Raw genomic sequence first — 25658 nt, 5'->3', positions numbered from 1 at the left:
GCAACGAGTGGCCCAGCGGGCGAGTGCAGGACGCCGGTGTTGAGGACCAGACCGAGGGCGGCGAGCTGGTCCTCCCGGTGCGCCTGGTGGATCTTTCGCCGGCCGCCGTGGCAGATCGCGCCGGCGCGTGCGCTGCGGTACTCAGGACGGCCTGTTCAGTCGGCCCTGGCCAGGCTGGTCCCGAAGGTCGACACACAGCCCGACCAGCAACTTGTCGCCTACACGGCCCCACCGGACTCCCCCTCCCAGGAATCCCTGCGCTTCCTCCTCCAGTGGTCCGCCCAGCCGGACGACCACACCACGAACCGAAGCCGCCGCCACTGACCCGCGCCGCGTGCCCGCAGCCGCGGCCGGTGGTCAGGCGCGCCGGCTCGCGCCGAATTCGGTGAGTGGACGCAGGGGAATCTGCCACCATCATCAGATGGGTGCATTGGACGCAGTGGCCGGCAGGGTTGCCGGCGGGGTCACCGTGCTGTTCCGGCCCAGCGGCTCCTCGATGGTCCCGCTGATACGCAGTCGGCAGGGTTCCCCTCGGCCAGCACATGCGCGGTCTCGATCATCCGCAGGGTGCGGCGCAGCGCGCCCTCCGGTCGGTAGGCGTCGTCGATGAAGACGGGCAGCACTTGGATGTCCACGCCTCCGGCCTGGAGCTGCGGCAGCCAGCGTTCACGGAAGAAGTCAGCCCAGCGGAACGGGGGCCGCGCCGACACTGCCATCAGCAGATCGTTGTGGGTATCGGCGACGATGGCGCGGTGGTGCAAATCAGCGGTCACGTCGGAGCCTTCCAGTGGGAGTTGTCCCTGACGTTATGGCGGCCGATGGGCTCACCTCTCATCCTCGACGACGAAGAACCACGGCTGCCTTCGTCGTCCGCGCCAATCGAGCCAGGCGGAATTCCCCACCGACCCGGGCGAGGGCCACAGCGCTCCCGTCCGGCAGTGGAGGTGCCGCGCCTGCAACGGGCATCTCCTTCACCAGCAGCGGTTCGGAGAAAGGAAGGTGCGCCGGGCCCCCTGGCCGGCGGTGGGCGGCCGCAGGCATGCGTTGTGCCGGCGAACGCCTTGTTCAGCCGCGGTGCCGAGGATTCGCCACAGTGAAGGCGGTCAGCGACCGGGACCTCCTATGGGGCACCGATACGAGCGCCTGCGGCGGAGAGTCCGGTACGGCCCCGATGGATCACTGAAGTTCGAGGAGTACGCCACCACCACGGAACCAGAGTGCTCCTGTCCCGTCTCGGCAACGGGCTCATGGATGTGCGGGTCTCGCAGTGCGGCCTGCCCCGATTCGGGGGCGGGCACTGCCGGTGGGGGCCCAAGCAGGACGTGGACGCTCGCAGAGCACCACCTTTGGTCGCGGACCGGGCCGGCTGCGCTGCCATGCGGCGCGTGGGCCCCTGGGTCACGCGATCGACTCTGCCGGGAATCGGCGGGATCTGCGACAGCTTCAACCGGCCCAGCTGGAACGCGCCGATCTCATCGACCCGCTCCAACGACCGCGCGAACACGGTGCCCGTCGTCCGCGTCGGCGGCCGGCGCAGCCGCTCCAGCTCTGAGTACCGGCCGCCCGCCGGCGTCACCAGCGTGGCCACCGGATCCGCAGGCAGCGCCGGGTCCGCGCGGTGAGCCGCCCTGGCCACGGTGGCGTGCAGCCGCTTCTCCGCGACCGTGCGGACCTCGGGCACCTGCCGGGTCGCCCACACATCGACGACCGGACCGTCCGCGACACGTTTCCTCATGGGCTGTATGGGCAGGCCGGAGCCGGTGCGAGGCCTCTCAGGCGTACCTGATCGCTGTTCCGTAGGCCATCAGAGCCATCGGGAGGACAAGGAGTCTGACCCCGATGACCTCCTGAGCGCCGAGTCCCGCAGCCCTGACGCTCAGCGAGGAGAGAGCCGCGTCGGCGCCCCTCACGGGGTCGCCCCATACAGTCCAGCTGTGCGCAACGGGGTCTTCTCGTCGGGGGATGTCGACGGTGACGACATTGACCGGATAAGGAAGATCTATAGCCATGGACAGGTGATGCTCTCAGCCTCGCGAGCTGTGCGCAACCGGCTCCCGCGGGGGTGCGAACGCGCGGTGTCCGCACCCCCGCTCGGCTCGTGCGCCGGGGCGCCGAGAGGGTCAGGGGCGGGTCGAGTCGAGGTAGGCCGCGTAGATCCAGACGTTGGTCCGTCCGCCCCACAGGTTGCCCCGGAACCATCCGTTGCGGTACTCGACGGTGTCGAAACCCTGGCCCCGGTGGACCTGTCCCAGCGGTGTACCGCCGGGAGAGGCGCGATAGCTGACGTTGTTCTCCGTGACCCAGCACGTCTCGCGTTCGAAGCACACGTTCTGCGGTCGCGCCGGCTGAGCCGGGCCCTCGGCGAGCGCGGGTCCCGCGGCGAGTCCCGTGAGCAGAGCCGCTGTCGCGCCGGCTGCGGCGAGACCACGGACGAGGTGATGAGGCTGCATGGCTGAACACTCCCGTTGTGTCGAAGAATTGGTGCGATCGGAATGCGGCCCCAGCAGGGGCCGCACGTGCTTCTGCTGGGGGCCGGGTGCCTCCCTCATGAGGTGCGGAGGATGCTCAGGCCGGGGGGTAGCAGCGGCCGACCGGCACGGTGTGCCAGGTGACGAAGTCGTCGAGCGCCCAGCCGGTCACCCCGGTGGTGTTGTCCGTGAGGTAGACCCAGCCGTAAGCCAGGCACCGGACGGTCACCGAGTGGTTCGTGTATCCGTAGCCCTTGGCGGTGCAGCCGGTCCCCGGCCCGGTGCGGATATTCACTCCGTTCCCGGTGAACCCACCGGGAGAGTTGTAGTTGGTCGACGGCGACTCAGGACACGCCGCGGGGGCCGCGGCCGCCGCGGGAGCCACGGCGACCACTCCGCCCAGGAGTGCCGAAGCCGCCAGGGCAGTGCCCAGCACGAGGTTCTTCACTTTGCGCATCGGTGGTGTACTTCCTTCCGGTTCTCGGAGGCTGTGCAGCAACTGCTGTCGCCGGCGCGGCCGATGGCCAACAGCTCCGGACCGCACGCCGCTGGCCTTCCAACATCACCGTGAAGAACCGCTCCGTCCATGGTTTCGAATGCGCTTTAAGCGTTTGACGGGTCCTCAAAGTTGAACGGTGCGGAGGTGCCCGCGGGCTTGGCGGGTGGTGACGCAGCGTGTGCGTAGGCGTTGGTTTTCGGCGTTGCGGAAGCCGAACGCGTTGCGGGCGACGAGCTTGATCACGCGGTTGATGCCTTCGCTCTTGGCGTTGCTGTGGCCGGTGGTGATGAATGCGGCGATCTCGGTCCACCAACGGTCGATGGTGGTGGCGAGGGTGCGGACCTCGGGGATGTTCGCGTCCGCGCACCAGGTGAGGAACTTCCAGCGGGCGTGGCCCACTTGCTCCCGGCTCGCGCCGGTGCGGGCCAGGGCCAGGAGGTTGCGCAGGCTCTCCTTGGCGATCCACGCCGTCAGCAGTGTCTGTCCGATCTTCCCGTCGCCCAGCAGCGGGTTCCACATGGTGGCGAACTGGTCGTCGGTGAGGTCTTCGCGGTTGCGTAACAGGCGGCGACGGGCCTTCCACTCCGGGTCGGTGGCGCGTCCGCGCCGGCCACGGGTCTCGGCGGTGGTGCGCCTGCGCACCAGGGAGAGCATCTTGTTCGCGAGCTGCACCACGTGGAAGTGGTCGACCACCACGATCACGTCGGGCAGGCCGGTGCGGATCGCGGCGCGGTAGGTGGCCGACATGTCGATGGCGACGTGACGGATGTTCTTCCTCCAGGTCAATGGCGTGGTCGAGAGCCAGGCCAGGACGTCGGCGACGGTGCGGCCTTCGACCTGGCCGAGCAGGCCGCCGGTCCCGAGCGCATCGACGAACCCGGTGTGCCAGCGATCCCTGGTCATCTTCCACTTCCCGGTGTCCGGCTCTTGCTCCCAGCCGGTCCGCCCGCGCCTGGTCTCATCGATCCCCAGCACCTCGACGTCGGGGAGCTCAGCTTCGACGACTTCGCGGACACAGGTGCGGAAGGCGTTCATCACGGTCGGCCAGGACAGGCGCAGATCGCGGGCAGCCTGGATAACCGTGGATCCGGAATCGCGCACGCGCCGCCCGGACGCAGCCCGCAGCCGTCGGGTGATCCGGACCCCGGCCGGTATCTGCTCGATCTGCTCGGTGAACGACCTCCGTGGACAGGCCGTCTCACGGCACCACCAGCGGCGCTTGTGCCAGACGAGCTCCAACCTGCTCTCGCCGTAGGGAAAATCACGCGGCCGGGTGGTCGCTGAACCCTTCACCCGGGAGGCGAAGACCCCGCAGGCCGGACAGGCCCGCGCCGCCTCCTCCGCCGTGGCCAGGTGGACCCGGCGCCCACCGCACTGAAGCCGTTCGACCCGCATGACGGACACGCCGTCGAGGTCCAGCAGCAACGTCGTATCGTTGACCAAGCCCGTGGCTCCCCAGTGATCCTTTTGCCTCAAGAACAGATCGCCCAGGGCCACGGGCGCCCTGCTGCCAAGGCCACCAACAACCCTATCCACCAAACGCAGTGACTATTGGTCAGAGCGCACACGGAGGGCACACCACTCAGCTGTGAAGACCCGCTACGCTGGTCCCGCGGGGGCCTATCGCTGGATTCGAGCCGCCGCCGACGCACGCGCATCGAACGGCATCGCCGTTTCGTACTCTGCCCGGACTTTCGACACCAAGGACGAAGCCCGCGCCCACCTCCAGGATCACCTGGACTCGCGCGCGGGCGGGGATGACGACCATGCTCTCGCAGCCGAACGCCTGCGGAGCCTTCCGCCCTACGCCGGGATTGTCGTGGGTATCCCGGGGATGAGCTGGCGCATCACGTACACCGGCTACGATCTGAAGATCTTCTCCGTTGACCGCCAAGGTGTGGTCAGTTGGGTCACCACACGACCCCCCTCTTCGCCCTCGGCCGCGCCCGGCAGCACAAACGGTCACCGCATACCGGAGGAAGCAGGGGCGCCCTCCGAAGTGGTGAAGATTGCGGAACAGCACCAACTCGGCCGTTTTGACGATGCGTTCACGGTAGAATGGTTCATCTCGCTTAGGCCGACGCGCCCGAAGGTCCGGATCTACGCATTCGAGAGCGGTGTCGTCCGCCACAAGGCCGACACGGAGCCCCAGGTGTTCCGGTGGGACCAGATCGCGACGGTAAGCCAGAGCGTCGTCAACCGCTTTACCAACGGCCGCTACAAAGGGACCGGCTTCCGCTACGCACTGACCCGCACCGACGGTGCCCAGATCCACTTCCTGGGCAGCTACAAGGACTCGGCGTACGCCCGACGTGCCGACCCGAACCATTGGGCGAGGCGGTATAACCAGCTCGGCCAACGGGCCAACCAGAGGGTTTCGCAACTCCTGCTGCCCAGCGCGGTAGAGGCGCTGCGGCGTGGTGATTCCCTCGCCTTTGGGAAGATCGCCATCAGCGCGGACGGCATCCAGAGCAAGACGGGCCTGGTGCCGTGGGCCGACATCAGCAGCGTGTCCGCTGACAACGGCTATGTGACCATCAACGGGGCAGGCACGTTCTGGTCGCTGTTCAGCAAGCCAGTGAGCGAGGTCCCGAACGTGCCGCTGCTCATGACACTGGCCGACATGTGCCGCCGGAACACCGAAGCCGGCCCGTGACACCCACAGAGGCGTCGCAGAACGCACAGCGCAGGATCAGATCACATCTGGATGCATGCCATTGCAGTCCGGGTCCTGGATTGGACAGGACGGATGCGGTCTGCGGTCCGGCTCGGGCAATGACGGCCCGAGCCATGACGGATCGGGACCGCTCCCGCCTCGTTCCAACGGCGGAGCCTTGAATGCGGCGCACAGACAGCCGTCCGCGCAGGCGGCTGTGAACCGGCGTCCCCCATGACGGTAACGCGGGTGGCCGCACCCGCACTTGTACGTCGCCCAGCTCGCCACCCGGACCTCCGATACCCGATACCCGAATGAGATCCGAGAACGTGTACTGATCGCAACCCCTCTCGCATTAACGAATGTTGACGCAGCGACAGCTGCCTACCCCTGGCGCGGGAGGTGCTGTGGGCGGAGAGCTGTTTGGCCGCGAGGTTGTGCCAGAACGGCTCGCTCCGCGGCTCATCGGGCTGCCGCCCAGCGGGTTTCAGCAGGTTAAGACTGAGCACGCGGAGGATCCGTCGGCAACCCGGCCATCACGGACAGTGACTGCCGGTCGGCACACGTAGGCGCGCACCGCTCAAGTTCGAAGACCCCGTTTGACAAACTGCATAGCGCCCGGGATCGGGGGTGAGCCCGCCGACTGACGGGTGCAGTTCCACGAGGGTTCATCCTCTGCCCGACGCGTCGTCAGGTCCTTCTGATTGAGGTCGCCGCTGATATTCGGCCGGCAGCGCGCTGGTCATGCCTGCTACCTCCTGTGGAGGCCGCGCAGCAGGGCCGGCGTGCCGGGCCGATGAGTTTCCCGGTTGCCTGAAGTCTTCCTGGTGACATTCCCGCCCCGTCGGCGGATCAGGAGATGCCGGATCCCGGTGTCATGGAGGAGAGAGGGAGGCCCGGATGAACCACCCCATTCGGCTGTACATGTCGATGTCGCTCGACGGCTACATCGCTGGCCCGGACGATCGGCCGGGGCAGGAGCTCGGCCGCGACGGTGGACGGCTCTTCAACTGGCTCGACGACCGGGAGTCCGACGGTCCCAGCGGACAGGTCTATCGCGAGGCGCTGGCGACCGGCGCGGTAATCTCCGGCCGTAGGACTTTCGAACTCGCCGGGCGTTGGCAGGGCGACCACCACAACGGTGTGCCGATCTTCGTCCTCACCCACCAGGTGGATGACGGGGACGTCCCACCCGGCCACGCGCGTTTCGTCACCGATGTCGAGGACTGCGCCCGCCAGGCTCGCGCAGCCGCCGGGGACCGGCCGGTCCTGGTCCATGGGGCGGGGGCGGCGCAAGCGCTCCTGCGGGCCGGTCAGATCGACGAGATGGAGATCCACCTGATTCCGGTCCTCCTCGGGGACGGCCGACGGCTCTTCGATCATCTGGGTAGTGATCACATCGAACTCGACCTCGTCCGACGGCTCGAGGATCGAGACGTCACGCACCTCCGCTACACGGTGCGTCGGCCCGAGGAGACCGCGTGAGGACGCTCTTCGTCTCCTACCGCGTCACCGACCTGGACCGCTCGCTCGGTTTCTACACGGCCTTGGGCTACGTCGAACTGGGCAGGGTCGATGTCGGCGACGGGGCTCGCCTCGTGATCCTCAAGTTCCCCGAGGAACCGGCGGCCTCGCTCGAACTGGTCCACCGCCCCGGCGACGGACCGGTCGACGTGGGCAGCGGTTTCGACCACCTGGCGATCCAGGTGGAGACGCTCGCCACCACCCTGGAGACGCTGACCGAAGCCGGCCTGGGGCCCGAACCCCTCCAGTACCCGGGCGGCCCTCACGGCCCGAAGACGTCGTGGCTCACGGACCCGGACGGTTACCGGATCGAGTTGGTGGAGTGGCCGTCCGGACATCCCGACGGCATGACCGCAGCAGACTTCGCCTGAGCCGGTCACGGTCTGTGGAGTGACGAAGCCTCCCCTCGACGCGACTGCGGCGCAATGCCGTCGAGGGCGAGCACCAGGGGGCGGGCGGGACCCGCGGGTGAGGGTGCCGGCCGCCCCGGTGCGGCGACCGCGCTGAACTCTCTGGCCCGATAGCACCTCTCACAGCCGCCGGGGCCCGACACCATCGCCGGCGAGCGTGTCGCCGGGGTTCAGCAGGGCGCATGCCTTCATCGAGAGACATCCGCAGCCGATACACCCGGTGAGCTCGGCCTCGAGCCGCTCGATGGTCTGCCGGCGCTCCTCCAGTCGACGCTTCCAGCCACGCGAGGCGCGCTGCCACTCCTGGTGACTGGGCGGACGGTCGAGCGGCACGTCGGCGAACGCCTCCAGGAGGTCCTGCAACGGGATGCCGATCCTTTTGGCGACTGAGATCAAGGCGACGCGGCGGAGCATGTGGCGTGCGTAGTGGCGCTGGTTGCGACCGTCGCGTTCGGACGCGATCAGGCCGAGTTCTTCGTAGAACCGCAGGGCGGAGACGGCCGCCCCGGTCCGGGCGCTCACTTCGCCGATGCTCAGCCAGTCGTCCGGGGTGGCCCGGGCTTCGCTGGAACGGTGATTCTCCATGCACAGCCTCCTCTTGACCTCAAGATTACTTGAGGTCATACGGTCTGCTGCGTCAGAGCGGAAAGCAAGAACGACCAGAGGATGGCAGTTCAATGACGTTTGTGATCGCTTTGCCCTGTGTGGATGTCAAGGACAGAGCATGCATTGATGAGTGCCCTCTCGACTGCATCTACGAGGGAGAGCGCATGCTCTACATCCAGCCGGACGAGTGCATCGACTGCGGGGCCTGCGAGCCGGTGTGCCCCGTCGAGGCGATCTTCTGCGAGGACGACATCCCGCAGGAATGGCAGCACTTCACCACCGTGAACGCCGAGTTCTTCTCCGACCTCGGCGCCCCCGGCAGCAGCGCGAAGCTCGGTCCGATCGGACGGGACCATCCGATCGTGGCGGCGCTGCCGTCTCAGGATGCCGTCGCCTGACCCCTTGCGAACCGCCCCGGACGTGACGGCCGCATACCGTGAGGTGTCTCACGTGCCGGCAACCTCTCCCCACGCGCTGCCGTCGGCAAGCGCACCACCGCGAAAAACCGGGTGCCCCTGCCGCGTCCAACGGGCACAATGATCGCCGATGCCTCAGCTGATAGCCGACCGGTTGCTCGCCGCCGTCGAACCACTGCCCCACTCGCTCCGGTTGCGCCAGGTGGCCCGCACCTGCGCCGCCCTCGCCTCCTCCGACCTGCTGGCCCTGCTCGCCGAGCTGGACGGCCGTGGCCTGTATGAACGTCGGCTCGCCGCGCTGGCCGCCCTCGCCGGACGGCAGGCGCGCCATCTGATCGACCGGATCAACGACCCCGACCCGGTGGTGCGTCGCTACGCGCACCGAGCGATCGGGGAGCTGCCCTTCCCGGCCGACGACATCGAGTTCACGATGCTCACCGCCCCGAAAGCGGTCCGCGACGAGTTGGCCCGCGCCATTCTGCGGGCCGGTCGCACTGATGTGGCCGAGCGGTTGGTGCCCGTCATCCGCAGGCGCTGGGGCGCCGCCGAGGCGGCCCGGCTGCTGCCGGTCTGCTCGGCCGAGGTCGTCAGCGCCGAACTGCCGATGCTGGCGCACGTGATCACCTTCTCCACCTCGCTCGGTGGCCGCCACCCGGGCGCCGTGCTGGACGAGGCCGAGCGCCAACTCGCCGACCTGCCGTACGGGTTGCGGCAGGCCTTCTGGGACCGGCACGCCCGCGGCCTGGCAGCTGCCGCCACCCGCACACCGGCCCGGGTGCTGGAGCTGCTGGAACGCCACCCCGTGCGCACCCTCCCCGGTCCGCTGCGCGACCGGCTCGCCGAACTCGCCGCCGTCTCCGCCGAACGGACCGTCCGTCTGCTGCTCACGACAGACCGGCACCGCTACGACCCGCCGCTGCGGACCAACGTGGCCCGCCGACTGGTCGCGGCCCGGCCGGACGGCCTCGCCGTGCTCGCGCACCGCCACCACAAGGACCTCCTGGCGCTGTTGCGGCAGGTACCCCCGGCCCGGCGGGCCGCCTTCTACGACGAAGGAGCGCCGCCCGGCCCGTACCGCTACTGGTGCTCCGTCGACGTCCTCACCGTGCTGCCGGCGAAAGAGCGGCACGCGCGGGCGCGGGCCCAGCTGGCAGCGGACAGCCAGAACCTCATCCCACTCGCCCTGCTGCCGGTCGCCGAGGCACGGCCGAGGCTGCTGGCCGAAACCCGCGCGGCCGATGCCTGGGACCGCGGTTGGGCCTGGGCACAGCTGGTCCACCAGGCCGAGCTCTCCGGGGAGCCCGGCGCCCTCCCCGAGGCGCTCGAACTGCTCACGCGACTGCGCAACGAGCAGGACCCGGTCCGCCATGAGGCGCTGAACGCCGTCGCGGCGGTGCCGTCGAGGCTTTTCGACGACGCCACCGCCGTGCTGCTGGAACGGCTCACCGACGACGCCCTGGCGGCCCGGGACTGTTCGACGGGCACTCGCGCCGCGCTCGTCCGCCTCGCCGGGGCCGTCCTCGGCGAGCATGCAGGGGGGCCGGCCCGCGAACTGCTCGCCTGGGCCGTTCGCACCGTTGAACGGACCGACGGCGCCGGCCTCACCCTCCCTCCACGGCGCGAAAGGGCGGCGGTCTATGAGCTGCGGGCCGCCCTGGAACGCTCGGCACGGTCCCGGGACGCCGCACTGCTGCTCGCGCTGGCCGAGACGCTCGGCGCCCGGGCACGACGAGCCCCCGACCTCGCCGAGCTTCTGGAGCGCGTCCTGCACTCGGGCGGCGACAGTGCCGTCGAACGGGCCGTTGCACTGCTGCTGCGCGATTCCGACACCAGCCCCGAACGCGTGGCCCGGCTGCTCGCGCTGAGGCCGTCGGCCATCACGCTGGCCCCGGTGCGGGCCGTAGTGACCCGGGTCCGCACCGATCTGCTCGGCCCCCTGCTTACCACTCCCTTGACCGCGGCCGACCTCGCCAACGCCGACCGCTGGCTCCCCGCACAACAGCACCTGGCCGTCGAACAGCTCGCCCGTACGGTCGACGACCCCGGACGGGCCCTGGACGAGCGCGCCGCCGCCTTGCGGGCCGCCGCCCGGATCCCTGTCCACGGCGAGGCTCTGCTGCGCCGGTACGTGGACTCCGCCGAGATCGTCCTCGCCGAGGCCGCGCTCGCCGCGCTGCCCTGGACCGAGCGCCCCGCCGGGGCGCTGCCCGACTTGCTCTCCCACGCCGCCGACGACCGAGCCCGGGTCACCCTGTACGCGGCGGGCCGCGCCGCCCGGTTCACGCCGAGCGCCGAACTCGGCCCGGGGCTGCGCCGGATCGCGCTCGATCCGGGGGCGAGGGTGACCAGCCGCAAGCAGGCCATCCGGCTCGCCGCCGAACACCTGGTCCTCGCCGACGCGGCCGTCCTGCTGCGTGAGGCGTACACCGCGCCCGAGCAGCACCATGACGTCCGCGCCGCCGTGGTGGCGACGATCAGCGAACGGATCGCCGACCTGCCGCTGTGGGACGTGCTCACCGACGCGGCTGATGGACCGCCGGGGCTGCGGACGATGCTCGTCCAGCACCTCCGCGCGCACGAGGTACCCATGGAGCACCGCCCCGCGTTCGCCGGCCTGATGGCCCGACTGGCGATCGACGACGACCTCTTCATCGGCGCATCTGCGCGAGGGCAACTCGTCTCCTGGGGTCGGTATGCGCCGGAGGAGGTGCGGGCAATCGTCCCTCTGGTAACCGACCTCACCGAGCGGGACCGCTGGGAGGGAGCAGCCCGGGTTCTGACCGGGGTGGCGCTGTCGGACGCCGCTCATCCACTCGGCGGCTGCGCGCCCGGCAGCGTCCTGGCGGACGCCCTGACCACGCTGATCGAGACCGTGCACGCCGGGGAACCGGATCTCCCTGGCCGCGACCAGCCGGCCCGGCGGCGGATCGCCGCGCTCACCGGCTCGATGTGGAGCCCGGACGCCCCCGCAGAATCCTTCCAGGCCACCCAGCGCGCGGTTGCCTCACTCCTGCTGACCGAACCCGTGCTGCTGCCCGACGCCACCCGTCGACTGGTCACGGCGCTCGACCCGGACACACCCGACCTGGGCGAGCGCCTCGCCGAGCTGGCCGTCCTGGTCGCCGATCGCCCGGCGCTGACCGTGACCACGGCCGAGTCGCTGCGCCGGTACGGCAACGGACGACGGGAGGCTCCCGAACATGTCCTGGCAGCCGCCCGCCGACTGGCCGCCGGTGACGGACTCGCTCCCGGCCTTTTCGCCGTCGCACTGACGACGGCCGGGGCGCAGCTCGGCTGGCCCACCGCCTGGCGGGAGGTGCTGCACACGCTGCGCCGTCATCCGCGGCCGGACGTCCGTGAGGCCGCACTGGCGGTATTCACCGATCCAGCGTGACCGGACCTCATGGGGTGGACGCGTTGTCCCGCGATTGACGGCACCTGGACTGCCGGCGCGCCCCGGTCCGTGGGAGCCGGGGCTGCCGGAAACCGTCAACCGCGCGGCTCCTCCGACCCGCGTCGGGCCGGTGCACGGCAGAATCGGCCAGTTCCCCGTAGGGCCGCTGCGCTCAGTCGCCCGGCCAGGTTCCGGTGACGCGGCGCCACCCGGTGGCGCCGCCTCGCTGGATGGCCGCCCGCACGACCGAGAGGATGACACCCTCGATGGCTGCGGCGGCGAGCACTTCTTTCCAGCTGTGGTCCTGCTCCAGCGGCTGCGGGGCATCCTCGCCAGGGCCGATCCGGTCCCATACCTTCCGGAAGAGCAGGCCGGCCAGTGCGCCGCCCGCCATTCCGACGACGAGACCGACCGGTTTGTACACGACTTTCGCTGTCTTGGGCAAGAGGTCCTCCTTCAGCTCTCTCACGTCATGGGGTCCTTCCCCGTCCCGCATCTCGTTCTACTGATCGCGGGCCAACCGCTCGTTCTGTGGCACGACGGCGTCCCCGGGATCAGTTCGGCGCCGCGCGGGAGGCGCCCGGCCATGCTCATCGGCGAGGTGGGGTTGAAGACCCGGAGCATGTTGCCGAACCGATCGGGGCGGCCGAGGTCGTGCACGAAGGCAGCGGCCGACAACGTCACCATGGCCAGGGACCAGAGCTTCATCGCCGTGGCCCGGCGACCGATCTGGTGTGCTCCGGCAGCGAGGACCGATCCGGCACCCGCCGACCCCCTGCGGAAGAAGGAGCCCGCGGGTGGGCTTCCACGGTACGCGGGTCGGGACGGCCCGGCGGATGGAAGCACGCGGAGACCGTTTTGCCATGCGCCCGAGCGTGGGTCTCCCATTCGTCCGCGAGCGCCTCGACGATCGCCAGCCCGCGGCCCGAGGGCCTCTCCTCATCAGCGGCGCGCGGGGCCGGCAGATGGTCGGAGGAGTCGCTGACGCTGACGTGCAGGCAGCGGCTGTCCCAGGTCAGGACGAGCCGGGCGCTGCTATGAGCATGGATGTGGGCGTTGGTGACCAGTTCCGAGACTGTCAGCAGAATCGCGTCCACCGTCTCGGGCACCTCGCTGGTCCACTCCAGGGAATCGAGGTGCTCCCGGGTCCACCTCCGGCTGGCCCGCACACCCGCTGTCACGGGAAACGACCGGGCCCAGCCGGTGGCCTTGAGCGATGTCTCTCCCATTCGTAACTCCATACGTCGTCGGCTCACCGTGCCCGGCCGCACTCCGGCCGATCGGCACGTGGGACCGCCCCGAAACCCGCTCACACGGGGCTCACCGTGCGTGATTCGACTGCCTCATACCGCGTCGCACCGCCCACACGGCCACGGCCGCACCGGCGGCCGCGACGACCGTCGCGGTGGGATTGCGGCGGGCGGCCTGTGCTGCCTTTCCCGCGGTATCGCGCACCCACGCGGGTGTGTGCTCCGATACGCTGCCCGCCGCCGTGCTCGCGACCGCGATCAGCTGCTCACCGGCCTGCCAGGCCTTCTCCCGCGCGGGTTCAGGTGTCCGGTCCTGGGCGGCGTGCACAGCGCGCGAAGTCGCGTCCTGGACCCGGCCCACGGTATGGGTCACCTTCTCCCGCATGCCGTCCTTCGCGTCGGCTGCCCTTTCCCGTACCTCCGCCTGGACCTCGGCTGCCTTGCCTTGGGCGCGTGCCTTCACATTCGCCTTGGCGGCCAGAGCCTCGACCGTCTGACCGAGCTGCTCGCGGGTGTCCTCCACGCGCTCGCGCAGCTCCTCGGGGGTGGGAGTCGATTCGCCGGCCTTCTTGTCCGTCATCGGTGCGCCCTCTCCTTGATCTCGGCCATATCGGCCTTCACACTGTCGATCGTCTCCTGTGGTGTCGGCGGGATCGCCTTGCTCACCTGCTTCTTACCTGCCACCGCTGCCACGCCCGCCACCGCGAGCAGGACGCCGGTCACGATCAGGGCCGCGGCCCAGACCGGCACGACCAGTGACAGGGCCGCGATGGCGGTGGCCGCTGCGGCCTGCAGCGCGATGAACGCCATCAGGGCCGCTCCGCTGAACAAGCCGCCACCGATCCCGAAGCGCTTGCCTTTTCGGGTCATCTCCGCCGTGGCCAACTGGATTTCCTCCCGCACCAGCTGAGAGATCTGCTCCGAAGCCCGGGAAATCAGCTCCCCCACCGGTGCTTCGGACGCACTTTCAGCGGGTGGCCGGACGTCCGGTCCCGTCATCGGTCTTCACTCGCCTTCCGTTGTCTGGTCAGTGGACCCCATCCCGTGTCATGGGAACCCTTCCAGGCGCGCCTACCCCCGTGATGTCGACAGGAACTGCCCCATTCGGTTCTGTTGCCGTCTTCCGACGTCTCCGTGTCCCCATCCGTGCGGCGCAGCCTCACGTGCCCGGCTTAGCGCCCGCTCGCGCGGGTAGTCGGCGAATGTCCACTCTCTGGAACGAGGAGAAGTTCCATGCTCATGGCGCACCCCGTCGTCCTGCGTAATCTTCTGGAGCACTACGAATCCCTAGACGCACTGGCCCATGCCGATGTGGTGGGGCCGCAGATCCGCCGCCGCCTCGAGGACGCCGCATACACGCTGTGCGTGTCCACCGGCACCCGCGACATCGACGCGGCGCTCCAGGTCGCCCGGCAGCAGCTCTCCCGTTCAGCGGCACCCGCGGCGGCTTCGGCTCCCGCCGCGGCCTCGGCCTCGGCTCGCTCCGCCGCCGCCGCCGCGGGACAGCGACCATGACCGCGACCGTGTGAGCAGCACGGGCAAACCGTCCGAGATGCAGTCACCCGGCGACCGGGTGAGAGTGGAACAGTCCGCCGACGTCGAGGGAGTTCGATGATGCCGGAAACCACGTATCCCACAGCGGCGCCGCCGAGGGGGCGACCGAAGCACGAGGCGGCGGCCGAAGAGTTCACACCTCGCGCCGCACGGCGGGAGACGGCTCAGCGGTTCTCCCGGCTGGTCGGGTCGCTCGCCACGGGCGAACTGGAGGTTCCGCTGCCCGGCACGGGACGTACCGCCGAGCGTTTCGCCGCGCTGTGCGCCGTCGCCGAGCAGGACCTGTCACTGGCGCGCCTCGCCGAGGGACACGCCGACGCACTGGCCGTGCTCGCCGAACTCGCGGGGCCCGCCCCGGGGCCCGCCGACCGGTGGGGTGTCTGGGCTGCCGAACCACCCGGCGAGGGCCTGACCGCGACCCGCGTCGGGGAGGGCTGGGAGCTCAACGGACTCAAGCAGTACAGCTCAGGGGCGCACAGTTGCACGCATGCGTTGGTGACGGCGACGGCCGAGGACGGCCGTCGCCTCTTCGCCGTGCGGATCGGCCCGCCGGCCTGCGAGCCCGTCGACGGCAGCTGGCAGGCCATCGGTATGGCGGGCAGTGACACTCCCGATGTCCGGTTCACAGCCGTCCCCGCCACAGCGGTCGGGGACGTCGAGGCATACCTCACCCGGCCCGGATTCCAGCACGGCGGGATCGGGGTGGCCGCCTGCTGGTACGGCGGCGCCCGCGCCGTCGTGCGAACCCTGCGGGAGGCCGCAGCAGGGCGCCCGGACCCGCACACCGACGCCCATCTGGGCCACATCGACATGCGCCTGCACGCCGTCGAAGCGGTGCTGGCGCAGGCGGCGGCCGAGATCGACCAGGACCCGATCGACCTGGGAGGGGGCGCCAGGCTGCGCAGCCTGCGCGTGCGGGCGCTGGTCGAGGACGCCTGCACCGAGGTGCTGACCCGGGTCGGGCGGGCCATCGGCGCCGGGCCGCTCTGCCATGACGTACGCCATGCCCGCAATGTCGCCGACCTCACCGTGTACATCCGCCAGCACCACGCCGAGCGCAATCTGGCCGAACTCGGAGCTCTGGTCGCACGTCCGAACGAGGCACGATGACGGCATCCGTGGGGCACTCACGGACATCGTCCGGAGGCCCGAAGGTCCTGAACGTGATCGACGCCCCGGGAACCGACGAGTCGGTGTGGAGATCCTGGCCCCGTCTGCGCTCCCTGCCGCAGCTCACCCTTCCGCGACAGGGCCGGGTCGTGGTCGTGGCGGCCCATCCTGACGACGAGGTGCTGGGATTCGGTGGCACCCTGTGTCTGTTGGCAGCGGCCGGAGTCGAGATCGTCGTCGTGTCCGTCACCGACGGAGAGCGGTCGCACCCGTCCAGCCGGGTCCGCACACCGACGGAACTGGCCGGGATCCGGGCCGCCGAGACGCTGGCTGCGCTGCGTGAACTGGGGGCAGGCGCCGCACAGGTGAGGCGGCTGGGCATCCCCGACACCGAAGTGCCCGACCATGAGGACCGGGTGACCTCGGATCTCGGTGACGTCCTTCGCGGGGCCGCGCTGTGCGTGGCTCCGTGGACCGGAGACGTGCACGCCGACCATGAGGCGACCGGTCGCGCCGCGGTGCGCGCGGCGCTCACGGCAGAGGTGCCGTGCCTGCTGTATCCAGTGTGGATGTGGCACTGGGCCCGCCCCGACGACGTCCGCGTGCCCTGGGAGCGCGCGGCCCGCATCGTCCTCCCACCGGAAGCAGCAGCCCGCAAGACAGCCGCTGTGGGGCGGTTCGTCAGTCAGATCCGTCCGCTGGGCCCGGGCCCTGACGAGGCGCCGATCCTGCCGCCTGAAGAGCTGGCCCACCATCTGCGGGACATGGAGGTGGTGTTCCGTTGAGTACCGCGGCGTCCTATTTCGATGACATGTACCGGGGATCGGACGACCCGTGGAAGCTGGCGAGCCGCTGGTACGAGCAGCGTAAGTATGACCTCACGCTGGCGGCGCTCCCCCGGGCCCGGTACCGGTCGGGCTTCGAACCCGCCTGCTCGGTCGGCGAGTTGACCACCCTGTTGGCCGATCGGTGCGATGCGCTGCTCGCCTGTGACCGGGTCGCCTCTGCGGTCGGAACGGCGCAGCGACGTACCGCCCATCTCCCTCAGGTGACGGTCCGGCAACTGGTCCTCCCCCGGCAGTGGCCGGCCGGCACCTTCGACCTCGTCGTGCTGTCGGAGCTGCTCTACTACTTCGACCCGTCCGACCTGAGTCAGCTGCTGGACCGGACGGTCGGGGCTTTGGAGCCGGCGGGCACGCTGGTGACCGTGCACTGGAACCACCCGGTGAGGGAACACCTGTGGACCGGGGTGGAACTGGCAGACGTCCTGGCCCGTGTCCCGGAATTGGCCCTCATGGCCGACCACCGCGAAGACGATTTCGTCCTCCAGGTCTTCGGCCGCCTGCAGAGCGATGGGGCCCGTCCGCCGTCGCCCGCCACGCGGGAAGGTCTGGTGTGAACGTTGAGGCGATGGCCGTCGTCGTCCCGGCCCACAACGAACAGCTGCTGCTGCCTCGCGCCCTCAACGCGCTGGAAGTGGCCCGCCGTCACCCGGCACTCGCCGGAGTACGAGTGGTGACCGTGGTGGTGGCCGACTCATGCCGTGACGCCACCGCGGCCCTTGCCCGGCAGGCCGGGGCGGAGGTCGTGGCCACCACGGGCCGCAACCCCGGAGCGGCCCGGGCGGCGGGCGCGTCGCACGCCCTGGAAGCTCTCGGCACACCGGCCGCGGGAACGTGGATCGCGTCGACCGACGCCGACAGCGCGGTGCCGCCGGACTGGCTCGCCCGCCAGGCCGAATACGCGGCCCAGGGGTGGGAGGCGGTGGTCGGCACCGTGCGCGTGGAGCACTGGCCCCCCGACGCGGACGCGCTGGCCGCCCGGTTCGAGGAGCTGTACGAGGTCTCCCGCCCCCCGCACGGCCTGCCCTGGGATCATCCGCATGTCCACGGAGCCAATCTGGGCGTCGTCGCCCACAGCTATCTCCGCGTCGGGGGGTTCTCGCCGCTCGCCGTGGGCGAGGACCGGAGTCTCGTCGCCGCGCTCGAATGCGGCGGGCACCGGGTGCTGCGCACCGCGAACCTCTCCGTCGTGACCTCCGCGCGGCTGCGCGCCCGTGCCCGAGGTGGATTCGGGGATTACCTGCTCGGCCTGTCGCAGGATGCCGGCGCCACCGGCTGACGACGCCCTCGGCACCGCAGCCGAGGAGCCCTGCTCTGCCCGAGCCGTCGGGGTAGCTCGCCCGGATACGGGTAGACGTTGCTGGCACCGCTACGAAGGATGAGCGATCATGAGTGATGACGAACTGATCCGCCGCCTGCTCGGTCAGTACGGCCGGACCTTCGCGGACCGGCGACTGTTCCTGGACATCGCCCGCAATAAACAGCCAGACCGTCGTCGCCCCCCTTCGCCGTCCGGCCCCTGCCGGGCGCGGTCGTCGCCACGCCGCTCGGCTGGGACGAGGTGGACGAGCTGGAGTTGACGGCCCGCCGCTGGACGAGTACCGACCTGGGCGACCGGCTCGACAGCGACCCCTGCATACGAGATCTACCGGCGCGAAGAAGGGGCAGCTGCCGTGCGTAGTGTGGGCGTCGAGGAAGAACTGCTGCTGGTGGACCCGGGCACTGGGGAGCCACGGGCCGTCGCGGAGGCGGTACTGGCCGCAGAGGTTGAGGCCGACGACGAGGCCAGGCTGGAATCAGAGCTGCAACGGGAACAGGTGGAGACCACCACGCGGCCGCAGACATCGATGAGTGATCTGGCCAGGGAACTGCGGCGCTGGCGAGCAGCGGCCTCGGAGAGGGCGCGCGAGACGGGGACGGAAGTGGCGGCCCTTGCCACATCTGTCCTGCCTGCGGATCCCTCGGTGAGTTCGGGGCGCCGCTACCATCGGTTGATCGAGGAGTTCGGTCTTACCGCGCAGGAACAGCTCACCTGTGCCTGCCATGTGCATGTGGGCGTGCAGTCGGACGAGGAGGGTGTGGCCGTCCTCGACCGGATCCGGCCCTGGCTTTCCGTCCTGCTGGCGCTGAGTGCGAATTCGCCGTTCTGGCAGGGCAATGACAGCGAGTACAGCAGCTTCCGGAATCAGGTGTGGGGGCGCTGGCCCTCGGCGGGTCCTACGGAGGAGTTCGGATCGCCGGAGCGATACCACTCTCAGGTGCGGTCTCTGCTGGGGACGCGGACGCTCCTCGACGAAGGGATGATCTACTTCGATGCTCGGCTCTCACGCACCTATCCGACCATCGAGATCAGGGTCGCCGACGTGTGCATGGACGCGGACGACGCGGTCTTGCTGGCAGCGCTCGTACGAGCTCTGGTGGAGACAGCCGCGCGCGCCTGGCGCGCAGGCGAACCGACGCGAGCGGCGCCGGTGGGTCTGCTGCGACTCGCGTCGTGGCGGGCCGCCAGATCGGGGGTCTCCGACCAACTCGTCCATCCCTTCATCTGGACTCCGGCCCCTGCCGAGACGGTGATCAACACACTGGTGGAGCACACCACCGAAGCGCTGCTGGACGCCGACGATCTGTCCCTGGTCAAGGAGTCGCTGAGTCAGCTGATGGGACGCGGCGGCGGGGCCGGGCTCCAGCGCGACACATACGCCCGCACCGGCGATCTACGGTCCGTCGTCACCGACGCCATTGCCCGCACCAAACGCTGACTGCGACCCCTCGCCGTAAGCGGATCCAGATGCAGGATCGGTGCCTACCTCCTTGAGACAGCTGTTGATGTGACCTCGTGCCAGCAGTGACGGTCCCAGCTGCCAAGTCCCCCATTGCGCCGGCGCGTCAGCTCGCCGACGGCTCGGCCGTATCGGCGGCCCCGCGTCGTCAGGCCGCGGTGGTCATCTGTCGCGTGGACGTACCGCAGTGGCAGCTCGCGACGCGCAGCGCGTCGGCGATGTTCCGGGTGCCGGTGGAGACGCACAGCGTGTAGGCGCTGTCTTCCAGCTGGCGGCGTTCTTCGGACGTCATGGCCCCCGCGCTTTCGAGCGCCCGCAGTTGGTCGTAGCGGTCGATCAGCAACTGAAGCGTGGCGGGGCGAGGCATCAGCATGACGGTGTCTCCTTCGGCGCCGAGTTCTTCGCTCGTCAGGTGCCCCGGCTCGGGCGTGGGCGGGGGAAGATCCAGAGCGGCATGGCCCTGTCGCCGCGTGAAAGCCGCCAGGCGGCGGTTTCGGTGATCACGCATGTTCCCCATCGCTTCTACCCAGCCCTCGGGGCGCCCCACAGCCCTGGGCGGGGGTCCCTGACACAGAACGGTAGCGGCGAGATTCGAGATTGTCTATTGTGGTCACAACAGTTTTTTGTCCGTCGCTGGAACAGTGTCCCGGCAGGACGCGAGTGACACCGGTGGGCTGCAGTTCTCTCGCCCTGCCGGGCGGGAGGTACGTGGGGCTCGGTGCCGAGCCGACCGACAGGGTGAGGAGCAGTCATGACGATCACCGCGGCAGCACAGACCACCATCACCGCTCCGGCCCCGCCCCCTGTGTCGCTGCCGTGGATCGAGAACGCGGGCGAGGTCGCCCCGGCCGACGCGCGGGAGCTGTCGAAGCTGTTCTTCGACCGCCTGCGGACACTCGAGGAAGGCATGCGGGAGTACCAGTACGCCCGTAACACCCTCATCGAGCTGAACACGGCCGTGGTCACGTTCGTCGCACGGCGCTTCCGCAACCGCCCGGAACCGCGTGAGGACATCATCCAGGTCGGCACGATCGGCCTGATCAAGGCCATCGACCGGTTCGAGCTGAGCCGCGAGGTCGAGTTCACGACCTTCGCCATCCCCTACATCTCCGGCGAGATCAAGCGGTTCTTCCGCGACACCAGCTGGGCCGTCCACGTCCCGCGCCGTCTCCAGGAACTTCGGCTCGAGCTCGCGAAGGCCGCCGAGACCCTGTCCGACCGGCTGGAGCGGGACCCGACCGTCCCGGAACTCGCGGCATTCCTGGAGATCACGCCGGAGGAGGCCACCGAGGGCCTGGTCGCGTCGAACGGCTACACCGCCGGGACCCTCGACCTGCCCGTCGGCGGCGATGACAGCAGCGACAACACCAGCATCCTGGCCGACCGGTTCGGTGACGTCGACCCGGCTCTGGAGGGGGTGGAGAACCTCCTCGCCCTCAAGCCGCTGATCGCCGCTCTGCCCGAACGCGACCGCGCGATCCTGAACATGCGCTTCGGCCAGGAAATGACCCAAGCCCAGATCGGCGCCGAACTCGGCGTGAGTCAGATGCACGTCTCCCGCCTGCTGAACCGCACCCTCACCCACCTGCGCAACCACCTGGCCGCCTGACCGCCTCTGCCTGAGCAGCCAGCCGTGGCTGAGCGGGTACGCCTCACCCCGGCGTCGGAGGTGTTGGCACAGACGGCGTGATCAGCCCGCTGACGCTTGGCCCCAAGACGCCCGCCCTGTCTCCCCAGACCTGGGTCTGGGGAGACAGGGCGTCTTGGGGCGATGCGACCGGCTCTCAGGCCCGGTGGGTACCGTAGTAGCCCTCAACCTGCTGGTGATAGCCCAGGTCGCCGGCGTGCTTGTCCTTGTCGAACTCCGGAGAGTTCTTGATCTCGTCCTTGTCGCGGGCGACATAGATCTTCCGCTCGGCGATGTCGATGGACTGGATCGTCCCCGCCGGGAGCAGGACGTGCTTGCCGAAGATCCACACTCCGGTGTCGACAACGATGTACGCGGAGCCGACTTCATCGGAGTGCTTGTCGACCTTGCCGATGCTGCCGTTGGTCGCCTCGACCTTGAACCCGGTCAGATCCGTACCGGCCTGGTAACCCGAAGCTGCCGGGTATCCCCACATGTTGTCAGTCACAAGAAACCCTTCCGTCGTCGTGCAGTGGTGCGAGAGATCCCTTCCGGCTATTCGGTGGGAAACCCTCAAAAGTCGCCTTCCCTGCAACCTCCGACCAACACGCGTTTCCTCCACCGCCGGACAATATGGCGTGGATCGCGTGCATCAGACGGCGGTCCGCGAAGATACGGCGGGAGGAAGACGTTGAAGCCCTTCCGGCCGCGCGAAGGCCGCAGTCGTGGATGGCTGCAGGGGATCACGTCGCATCAAGTCAGTGCTTGAAGGCGTCCTTGATGTGCTCGCCGGCCTGCTTCACATCGCCCTTGGCCTGGTCGGCCTTGCCTTCGGCTTCGAGGCGTTCGTTGCCCACAGTCTTACCGGCGGCTTCCTTGACCTTGCCTTTTGCCTTGTCCGCGGTGTTCTCGGCCTTGTCTTCGGCACCCATGGTTCCTCCAAGATCTGTGCGGATGATGCACCTGGCCGCCTACCCAGGTCGGCCACGTCAATACCCGGCAATTTCGGACACATGAGGAATCACCCGGCGCTCCGCCCCGGCGACGAAGGGTGCCCTCCGATTGGCGGAAAATTGTGTGACTGCGGAATCCATCCCGGGGTATCCGCTGGTCAGGAGGTTGATAACCATGGGTCCACTGCTTCTGGTTCTACTGCTCGCCCTGATCCTGTTCGGCGCCGGGTTCGCGCTGAAGATCCTGTGGTGGGTCGCCGTCGTCGTACTGGTGGTCTGGCTGCTGGGCTTCGTCATGCGCGGCACGGGTGCCTCCGGCAGCCGCGGTCGCTGGTACCGCTGGTAGGCGGCCGCATCGCACGTCATCGTCAGGCCCCGGCCCCGCCGGGGCCTGACGCATATCAACACCGCGGGAGCACGCGAATCAGCGGCACGCTGCCCGACCGGACACGAATCCGGCGGTCCGGCTTCGGGTAGACGTGAGCTTCCGGGTAGACGTGAGCTAGCGGGGGCGGGCGGGGCGTCGATTCTCGCGGGCAGCCGGTCCACTCCGGCCACCGCCCGGGACGTCCGCGTCGTACTCCGGCGCGTTCTTGATCTGCCCTTGGTCAGGCCGATGTAGATCATCTCGTCATCGTGGTCTACCCGCCGTGCGGTGCCGCGGGTAGCACGACGTACTTGCCGATCAGCCAGGGCTTGGTGTTCACCACTGGATACGCGCCACCGACCTCGTGAGAGGCACTGTCAATCTTCCCGATGTGACCATCGGTCGCTTCGACCTGGTAGCCGATCAGGTCGGTACCGGCCTCATAGCGCGCATCGGCGGAGTACTCCCAGATCTCTGACATGACGCGCTTCCTCCGGGGGAGATCTCCGGAGGAAGGCGGTGCGTACGGGATCGGCGCTCAGGTGTGGAGGAGGCTGTTGTCTCCGTCGTACCCGTCGGCAGCTTCATCGTTGAACCAGTGGTCGCCTTCCGCGAGATACCGGAAACGCACTCGCCTCGCGGTGGGCATCTTCACCGTGACCGCCCGCGTGCCGTCGAGACGCTCCTCCAGCGGATGGACGCCCGGCTGCCAGCCATTGAAATCACCCACCACGCTCACCGCACCTCTCGGCTCCTCAGCAGGCAGCACGAACGTGACTTCAAGAGCGTTCTTACGCTGGGTGCGCTCCAACACGGCATGGCTCCTTCTCAGGGGGGGAACATCCACAGACATCCTCATCGCCGAACAGCCCAGCTACCGGCCGAGCACGGCCTGCGGCGCCCCAAACCCACCCCCTCGGCGCACAGCCACCGACCATCCCCACAAGCGTCGGGGGACATCGCCATGGGAGCAGGACCAGCCCAGAGGCCCCGCGGCGCGGCGAGCCAGAGGGGAGCCGATGCTCTGCGGGGCCGGGCAGGCGCTGCCGGATGCCATCGAACGGGGCTTGCGGAGCAGCCGAGTTGGCACCGACGGCCGCTCCGCTCACCGGTTGCCAACACGTCGCCGAGGCGTCTCCCACCAGCACTGTTGCGCCATTCCGGTGGATCGAATGGACCAGCCGGTGGAATCCCTCACCTCGCCGCATGAGTGGGAGCGCACTCACCTGCCGGAAGTGTGCGGAACGACGGTGAACAGCCCCCCGTCGGGGTCACGCAACGTTGCCTGTCCCTGACCGGGCGTGGGAGAGTGCGGAACGGCGGTTCCGCCGAGTTCGAGGGCTGCCCGCACGCACGCTTTCACATCAGCCACGGGGAAGTGCACCTGCCATCGGGGGCGCCTCGCAGGGTCCGGCGCCACCTCGACAGCGCCGGAATTCAACCGGGCCATCACATGCCCCGCGCTGCGCAGCACCACTTCCTGGTCCTCGTAGGCGACCTCGCAGCACCCGGGGCGTTCGCACGCCCAGTCCAGGACCTCGCCGTAGAAGATGGCTGCGTCGAATGCATTGCGGGTCCACAGTCGCAACCACGCCGGTGCTTGTCGCCGCCATGCATCCCACTGGGACAACAACTGCCCTTCCCAGATGCCGAAGACGGCGCCGTCCCGGTCCGCGGCCAGTGCCCCGCGGCCGTCCCCGAGGCTCAGCGGCCCAACCGCGACCGTACCGCTGCGCTCCCGGATCCGCGCCGCGGTCACGTCCGCGTCCGCTACCGCGAAGTAGGGGGTCCATGCCACGGCCACCTGCAACGCAGGCGCCAGAGCACCGATGCCCGCAACGGGCGACCCGTTCACGAGCGCCACACTGAACGCGTCACCCAGTCCGCCGGGCCGAAACTCCCAGCCCAGCACCGCTCCGTAGAACCGCTGCGCGCTCTCCAGATCGCGGGCCATCAGACTGATCCAGCACGGTGCGCCGAAGACGTCGCTGCCGGTGGTTCCTGCGGTGGGCCCCGCAGCTTCTTTGTTCTCCATCGCTGACATCTCGTCCGTCCCGGGTTTCCGGCCGCATCGTGAACGTGAGGGCGCCGGGAACGCTCCGCCTCAGCACATGCGCGCTGCTCCCATTGTCCTCTTGCCGCTTCAACGCGCAGGCCGCCGATCGGATGCGGGCGGCCGTACGACCGCCGGTGCCGGGCTTTCCACGCACCTGCTCAGGAGCAGGTCCACCGCCGGCACTCGCGAGCTCGCGTGTTTCACACCACTGTCCCGTGCCCGCTCAACGCCGGGAATCGTGCTGTCCGGCAATCCACGGGCGTCGGGTGTCATCAGTGGTGAGCGAGGAAGTCCCGCAACTCGCGATGACGTAACTGGTAGGCGACGCCGGCATCGCGCCCCAGACCCGCCTCGGCACCACCCCAGGAACAGGCCCAGCCGCCATGGCAACCACTGCCCTGAAACTCCGTCGGCCACCCCGTGGGCTCGGCGCCTTCCTCGGGGCAGCGGCTCTCCCATACGTCAGGGCCGTTGCCACGCCACTCCACGATCGTGGGATCGCGTAAGCGCGTGGTCGCCCTGGGGTTCGATCTGCAGGTGGTCAGCCATGGCAAACCCCTACCCGCTACGCCGCGGCGAACACGGAGACCAGTGCTTCGCCGAAGGCGGGCAGGTCATCGGGTTTACGGCTGGTCACCAGCACATTGGGTCCGGCAGTGCAGATCTGGACCTGTCGGTCGACCCACTGCGCGCCGGCGTTGACCAGGTCGGTGCGAAGGCTCGGCCATGAGGTCAGGCTCCGCCCGCCGACCGCATCGGCCTCGATCAAGATCCAAGGGGCGTGGCAGATCGCAGCTACAGGCTTCCCGGCGCCGAAGAAGGCCCTGACGAAATCCACCGCAGCGGAATGCATCCGTAGCGCGTCGGGATTGGCCACGCCGCCTGGCAGTACCAGAGCGTCGTATTCGTCGGCCGAGACACCGTCGACCACATCGTCGACTTCGAAGGTGTCACCGTGGTCCAGATGGTTGAATGCCTGGACCCAACCGCTCTGGGTGGACACCAAGCGCGGCATGCCTCCCGCCTCGAGAACGGCCTGCCAGGGCTGGGTCAGTTCCACCTGCTCGACGCCCTCGGCTGCAACCAGGAACGCAATGGTCTTTCCCTGCAAGGTGACCATGAGGCGACCTCTCTTCGTACGCGGAA

29 protein-coding genes and 4 pseudogenes are annotated in these 25658 nt (G+C 69.3%); 14 read left to right on the top strand and 19 right to left on the bottom strand.

Features of this window, described 5'->3' with window-relative positions:
• Positions 1-521: 521 nt before the first annotated feature.
• The 6 genes and pseudogenes from G3I60_RS20625 to G3I60_RS20600 all read right to left on the bottom strand — a co-directional run.
• Positions 522-773: pseudogene (locus tag G3I60_RS20625) on the bottom strand (membrane dipeptidase); the annotation flags it as partial.
• Between the two features lie 650 nt (positions 774-1423).
• Positions 1424-1711, bottom strand: a pseudogene (locus G3I60_RS46825) (hypothetical protein); the annotation flags it as partial.
• 61 nt (positions 1712-1772) lie between these two features.
• Positions 1773-2009 carry a YbjQ family protein gene (locus tag G3I60_RS20615; RefSeq protein WP_138355311.1) on the bottom strand — a complete coding sequence of 79 codons (237 nt, stop codon included), beginning with the start codon at positions 2007-2009 and terminating at the stop codon, positions 1773-1775.
• 111 nt (positions 2010-2120) lie between these two features.
• Positions 2121-2450, bottom strand: coding sequence for an SH3 domain-containing protein (locus tag G3I60_RS20610; RefSeq protein WP_164294454.1), 330 nt, complete (start codon positions 2448-2450; stop codon positions 2121-2123).
• Between the two features lie 115 nt (positions 2451-2565).
• Complete coding sequence (locus G3I60_RS20605) at positions 2566-2925, bottom strand: SH3 domain-containing protein (RefSeq protein ID WP_138355309.1); 360 nt, start codon at positions 2923-2925, stop codon at positions 2566-2568.
• A 165-nt stretch (positions 2926-3090) separates the two neighbouring features.
• Positions 3091-4410 carry an ISL3 family transposase gene (locus G3I60_RS20600; protein WP_164607606.1) on the bottom strand — a complete coding sequence of 440 codons (1320 nt, stop codon included), beginning with the start codon at positions 4408-4410 and terminating at the stop codon, positions 3091-3093.
• Between the two features lie 145 nt (positions 4411-4555).
• Between G3I60_RS20600 and G3I60_RS20595 the strand changes: the two genes are divergently transcribed.
• From G3I60_RS20595 to G3I60_RS20585, 3 genes are all read left to right on the top strand, one after another.
• Positions 4556-5623: a DUF6585 family protein gene (locus tag G3I60_RS20595; RefSeq protein WP_164607604.1), complete on the top strand. Its 1068-nt coding sequence runs from the start codon at positions 4556-4558 to the stop codon at positions 5621-5623.
• 900 nt (positions 5624-6523) lie between these two features.
• Complete coding sequence (locus G3I60_RS20590; protein WP_164297767.1) at positions 6524-7108, top strand: dihydrofolate reductase family protein; 585 nt, start codon at positions 6524-6526, stop codon at positions 7106-7108.
• On the top strand, positions 7105-7518 hold the full coding sequence (locus G3I60_RS20585; protein ID WP_164297764.1) for a VOC family protein: 414 nt from the start codon (positions 7105-7107) through the stop codon (positions 7516-7518). The genes G3I60_RS20590 and G3I60_RS20585 overlap by 4 nt, the downstream gene beginning before the upstream one ends.
• Before the next feature lie 159 nt (positions 7519-7677).
• Here G3I60_RS20585 and soxR read toward each other — a convergent pair whose 3' ends face one another.
• Positions 7678-8142 (bottom strand): redox-sensitive transcriptional activator SoxR, encoded by a 465-nt coding sequence (soxR, locus tag G3I60_RS20580; protein ID WP_164297762.1) that lies wholly within the window; start codon positions 8140-8142, stop codon positions 7678-7680.
• A 92-nt stretch (positions 8143-8234) separates the two neighbouring features.
• Between soxR and fdxA the strand changes: the two genes are divergently transcribed.
• Together fdxA and G3I60_RS20570 are read left to right on the top strand one after the other, a co-directional pair.
• Positions 8235-8561 carry a ferredoxin gene (fdxA, locus tag G3I60_RS20575; RefSeq protein WP_164297760.1) on the top strand — a complete coding sequence of 109 codons (327 nt, stop codon included), beginning with the start codon at positions 8235-8237 and terminating at the stop codon, positions 8559-8561.
• Positions 8562-8709: 148 nt separating this feature from the next.
• Positions 8710-11973, top strand: coding sequence for a hypothetical protein (locus tag G3I60_RS20570; protein WP_164297758.1), 3264 nt, complete (start codon positions 8710-8712; stop codon positions 11971-11973).
• Positions 11974-12145: 172 nt separating this feature from the next.
• Here the strand turns inward: G3I60_RS20570 and G3I60_RS20565 are convergent, their stop codons facing one another.
• The 5 genes and pseudogenes from G3I60_RS20565 to G3I60_RS20545 all read right to left on the bottom strand — a co-directional run bounded on the left by G3I60_RS20565 (position 12146) and on the right by G3I60_RS20545 (position 14222).
• Positions 12146-12418, bottom strand: a complete 273-nt coding sequence (locus G3I60_RS20565) for a DUF4235 domain-containing protein (RefSeq protein ID WP_274599418.1) — start codon at positions 12416-12418, stop codon at positions 12146-12148.
• A 140-nt stretch (positions 12419-12558) separates the two neighbouring features.
• Positions 12559-12768 (bottom strand): annotated as a pseudogene (locus tag G3I60_RS45550) (polysulfide reductase); the annotation flags it as partial.
• On the bottom strand, positions 12678-13202 hold the full coding sequence (locus tag G3I60_RS20555; RefSeq protein ID WP_239070037.1) for an ATP-binding protein: 525 nt from the start codon (positions 13200-13202) through the stop codon (positions 12678-12680). The gene G3I60_RS20555 and the pseudogene G3I60_RS45550, both read right to left, overlap by 91 nt.
• Before the next feature lie 91 nt (positions 13203-13293).
• A complete protein-coding gene (locus G3I60_RS20550) occupies positions 13294-13803 on the bottom strand; it encodes a DUF3618 domain-containing protein (RefSeq protein WP_164297754.1) in 510 nt (169 codons plus the stop codon).
• A complete protein-coding gene (locus tag G3I60_RS20545; protein ID WP_164297752.1) occupies positions 13800-14222 on the bottom strand; it encodes a phage holin family protein in 423 nt (140 codons plus the stop codon). Before G3I60_RS20545 ends, G3I60_RS20550 begins: the two co-directional genes overlap by 4 nt.
• Positions 14223-14456: 234 nt before the next feature.
• On the opposite strand from G3I60_RS20545, the gene G3I60_RS20540 reads away from it, so the two are divergent.
• The 7 genes and pseudogenes from G3I60_RS20540 (at position 14457) to G3I60_RS20515 (ending at position 19488) form a co-directional block, all read left to right on the top strand.
• Positions 14457-14738, top strand: a complete 282-nt coding sequence (locus G3I60_RS20540) for a DUF5133 domain-containing protein (RefSeq protein WP_164297750.1) — start codon at positions 14457-14459, stop codon at positions 14736-14738.
• 99 nt (positions 14739-14837) lie between these two features.
• Positions 14838-15887: an acyl-CoA dehydrogenase gene (locus tag G3I60_RS20535; protein ID WP_164297748.1), complete on the top strand. Its 1050-nt coding sequence runs from the start codon at positions 14838-14840 to the stop codon at positions 15885-15887.
• Positions 15884-16672: a PIG-L deacetylase family protein gene (locus G3I60_RS20530; protein WP_164297746.1), complete on the top strand. Its 789-nt coding sequence runs from the start codon at positions 15884-15886 to the stop codon at positions 16670-16672. Before G3I60_RS20535 ends, G3I60_RS20530 begins: the two co-directional genes overlap by 4 nt.
• On the top strand, positions 16669-17286 hold the full coding sequence (locus G3I60_RS20525; protein ID WP_138355296.1) for an SAM-dependent methyltransferase: 618 nt from the start codon (positions 16669-16671) through the stop codon (positions 17284-17286). Before G3I60_RS20530 ends, G3I60_RS20525 begins: the two co-directional genes overlap by 4 nt.
• A complete protein-coding gene (locus G3I60_RS20520; protein WP_343241811.1) occupies positions 17283-18008 on the top strand; it encodes a glycosyltransferase in 726 nt (241 codons plus the stop codon). The genes G3I60_RS20525 and G3I60_RS20520 overlap by 4 nt, the downstream gene beginning before the upstream one ends.
• 234 nt (positions 18009-18242) lie before the next feature.
• Positions 18243-18410 (top strand): annotated as a pseudogene (locus tag G3I60_RS47080) (ATP-dependent DNA ligase); the annotation flags it as partial.
• Positions 18403-19488, top strand: a complete 1086-nt coding sequence (locus tag G3I60_RS20515) for a glutamate--cysteine ligase (RefSeq protein WP_164297744.1) — start codon at positions 18403-18405, stop codon at positions 19486-19488. The pseudogene G3I60_RS47080 and the gene G3I60_RS20515, both read left to right, overlap by 8 nt.
• 169 nt (positions 19489-19657) lie before the next feature.
• Here G3I60_RS20515 and G3I60_RS20510 read toward each other — a convergent pair whose 3' ends face one another.
• Positions 19658-19882, bottom strand: a complete 225-nt coding sequence (locus tag G3I60_RS20510; protein WP_138355294.1) for a DUF5133 domain-containing protein — start codon at positions 19880-19882, stop codon at positions 19658-19660.
• A 378-nt stretch (positions 19883-20260) separates the two neighbouring features.
• On the opposite strand from G3I60_RS20510, the gene G3I60_RS20505 reads away from it, so the two are divergent.
• Positions 20261-21118 (top strand): RNA polymerase sigma factor SigF, encoded by an 858-nt coding sequence (locus G3I60_RS20505; protein WP_164297742.1) that lies wholly within the window; start codon positions 20261-20263, stop codon positions 21116-21118.
• Positions 21119-21293: 175 nt separating this feature from the next.
• On the opposite strand, the gene G3I60_RS20500 is transcribed toward G3I60_RS20505, so the two are convergent.
• Both G3I60_RS20500 and G3I60_RS20495 read right to left on the bottom strand, forming a co-directional pair.
• Positions 21294-21644 (bottom strand): PRC-barrel domain-containing protein, encoded by a 351-nt coding sequence (locus tag G3I60_RS20500; protein ID WP_138355292.1) that lies wholly within the window; start codon positions 21642-21644, stop codon positions 21294-21296.
• 250 nt (positions 21645-21894) lie between these two features.
• A complete protein-coding gene (locus tag G3I60_RS20495; protein ID WP_138355291.1) occupies positions 21895-22068 on the bottom strand; it encodes a CsbD family protein in 174 nt (57 codons plus the stop codon).
• A gap of 196 nt (positions 22069-22264) precedes the next feature.
• On the opposite strand from G3I60_RS20495, the gene G3I60_RS20490 reads away from it, so the two are divergent.
• On the top strand, positions 22265-22435 hold the full coding sequence (locus G3I60_RS20490; RefSeq protein ID WP_138355290.1) for a hydrophobic protein: 171 nt from the start codon (positions 22265-22267) through the stop codon (positions 22433-22435).
• A 295-nt stretch (positions 22436-22730) separates the two neighbouring features.
• On the opposite strand, the gene G3I60_RS20485 is transcribed toward G3I60_RS20490, so the two are convergent.
• The 4 genes from G3I60_RS20485 to G3I60_RS20470 all read right to left on the bottom strand — a co-directional run bounded on the left by G3I60_RS20485 (position 22731) and on the right by G3I60_RS20470 (position 25632).
• Complete coding sequence (locus G3I60_RS20485) at positions 22731-22937, bottom strand: hypothetical protein (protein WP_187145198.1); 207 nt, start codon at positions 22935-22937, stop codon at positions 22731-22733.
• A gap of 57 nt (positions 22938-22994) precedes the next feature.
• Positions 22995-23270: an isoamylase early set domain-containing protein gene (locus G3I60_RS20480; protein ID WP_138355289.1), complete on the bottom strand. Its 276-nt coding sequence runs from the start codon at positions 23268-23270 to the stop codon at positions 22995-22997.
• A 408-nt stretch (positions 23271-23678) separates the two neighbouring features.
• Positions 23679-24491 (bottom strand): VOC family protein, encoded by an 813-nt coding sequence (locus tag G3I60_RS20475; protein ID WP_138355288.1) that lies wholly within the window; start codon positions 24489-24491, stop codon positions 23679-23681.
• Between the two features lie 586 nt (positions 24492-25077).
• Positions 25078-25632, bottom strand: coding sequence for a type 1 glutamine amidotransferase domain-containing protein (locus G3I60_RS20470; protein ID WP_164297740.1), 555 nt, complete (start codon positions 25630-25632; stop codon positions 25078-25080).
• Between the last annotated feature and the right edge of the window lie 26 nt (positions 25633-25658).

Origin of the sequence: Streptomyces sp. SID13666 (assembly GCF_010548325.1) — a bacterium.
Classification (GTDB): domain Bacteria; phylum Actinomycetota; class Actinomycetes; order Streptomycetales; family Streptomycetaceae; genus Actinacidiphila; species Actinacidiphila fildesensis.
The sequence above is the reverse complement of the archived record's forward strand: the minus strand, read 5'-3'. Positions and strand labels throughout refer to the sequence as shown.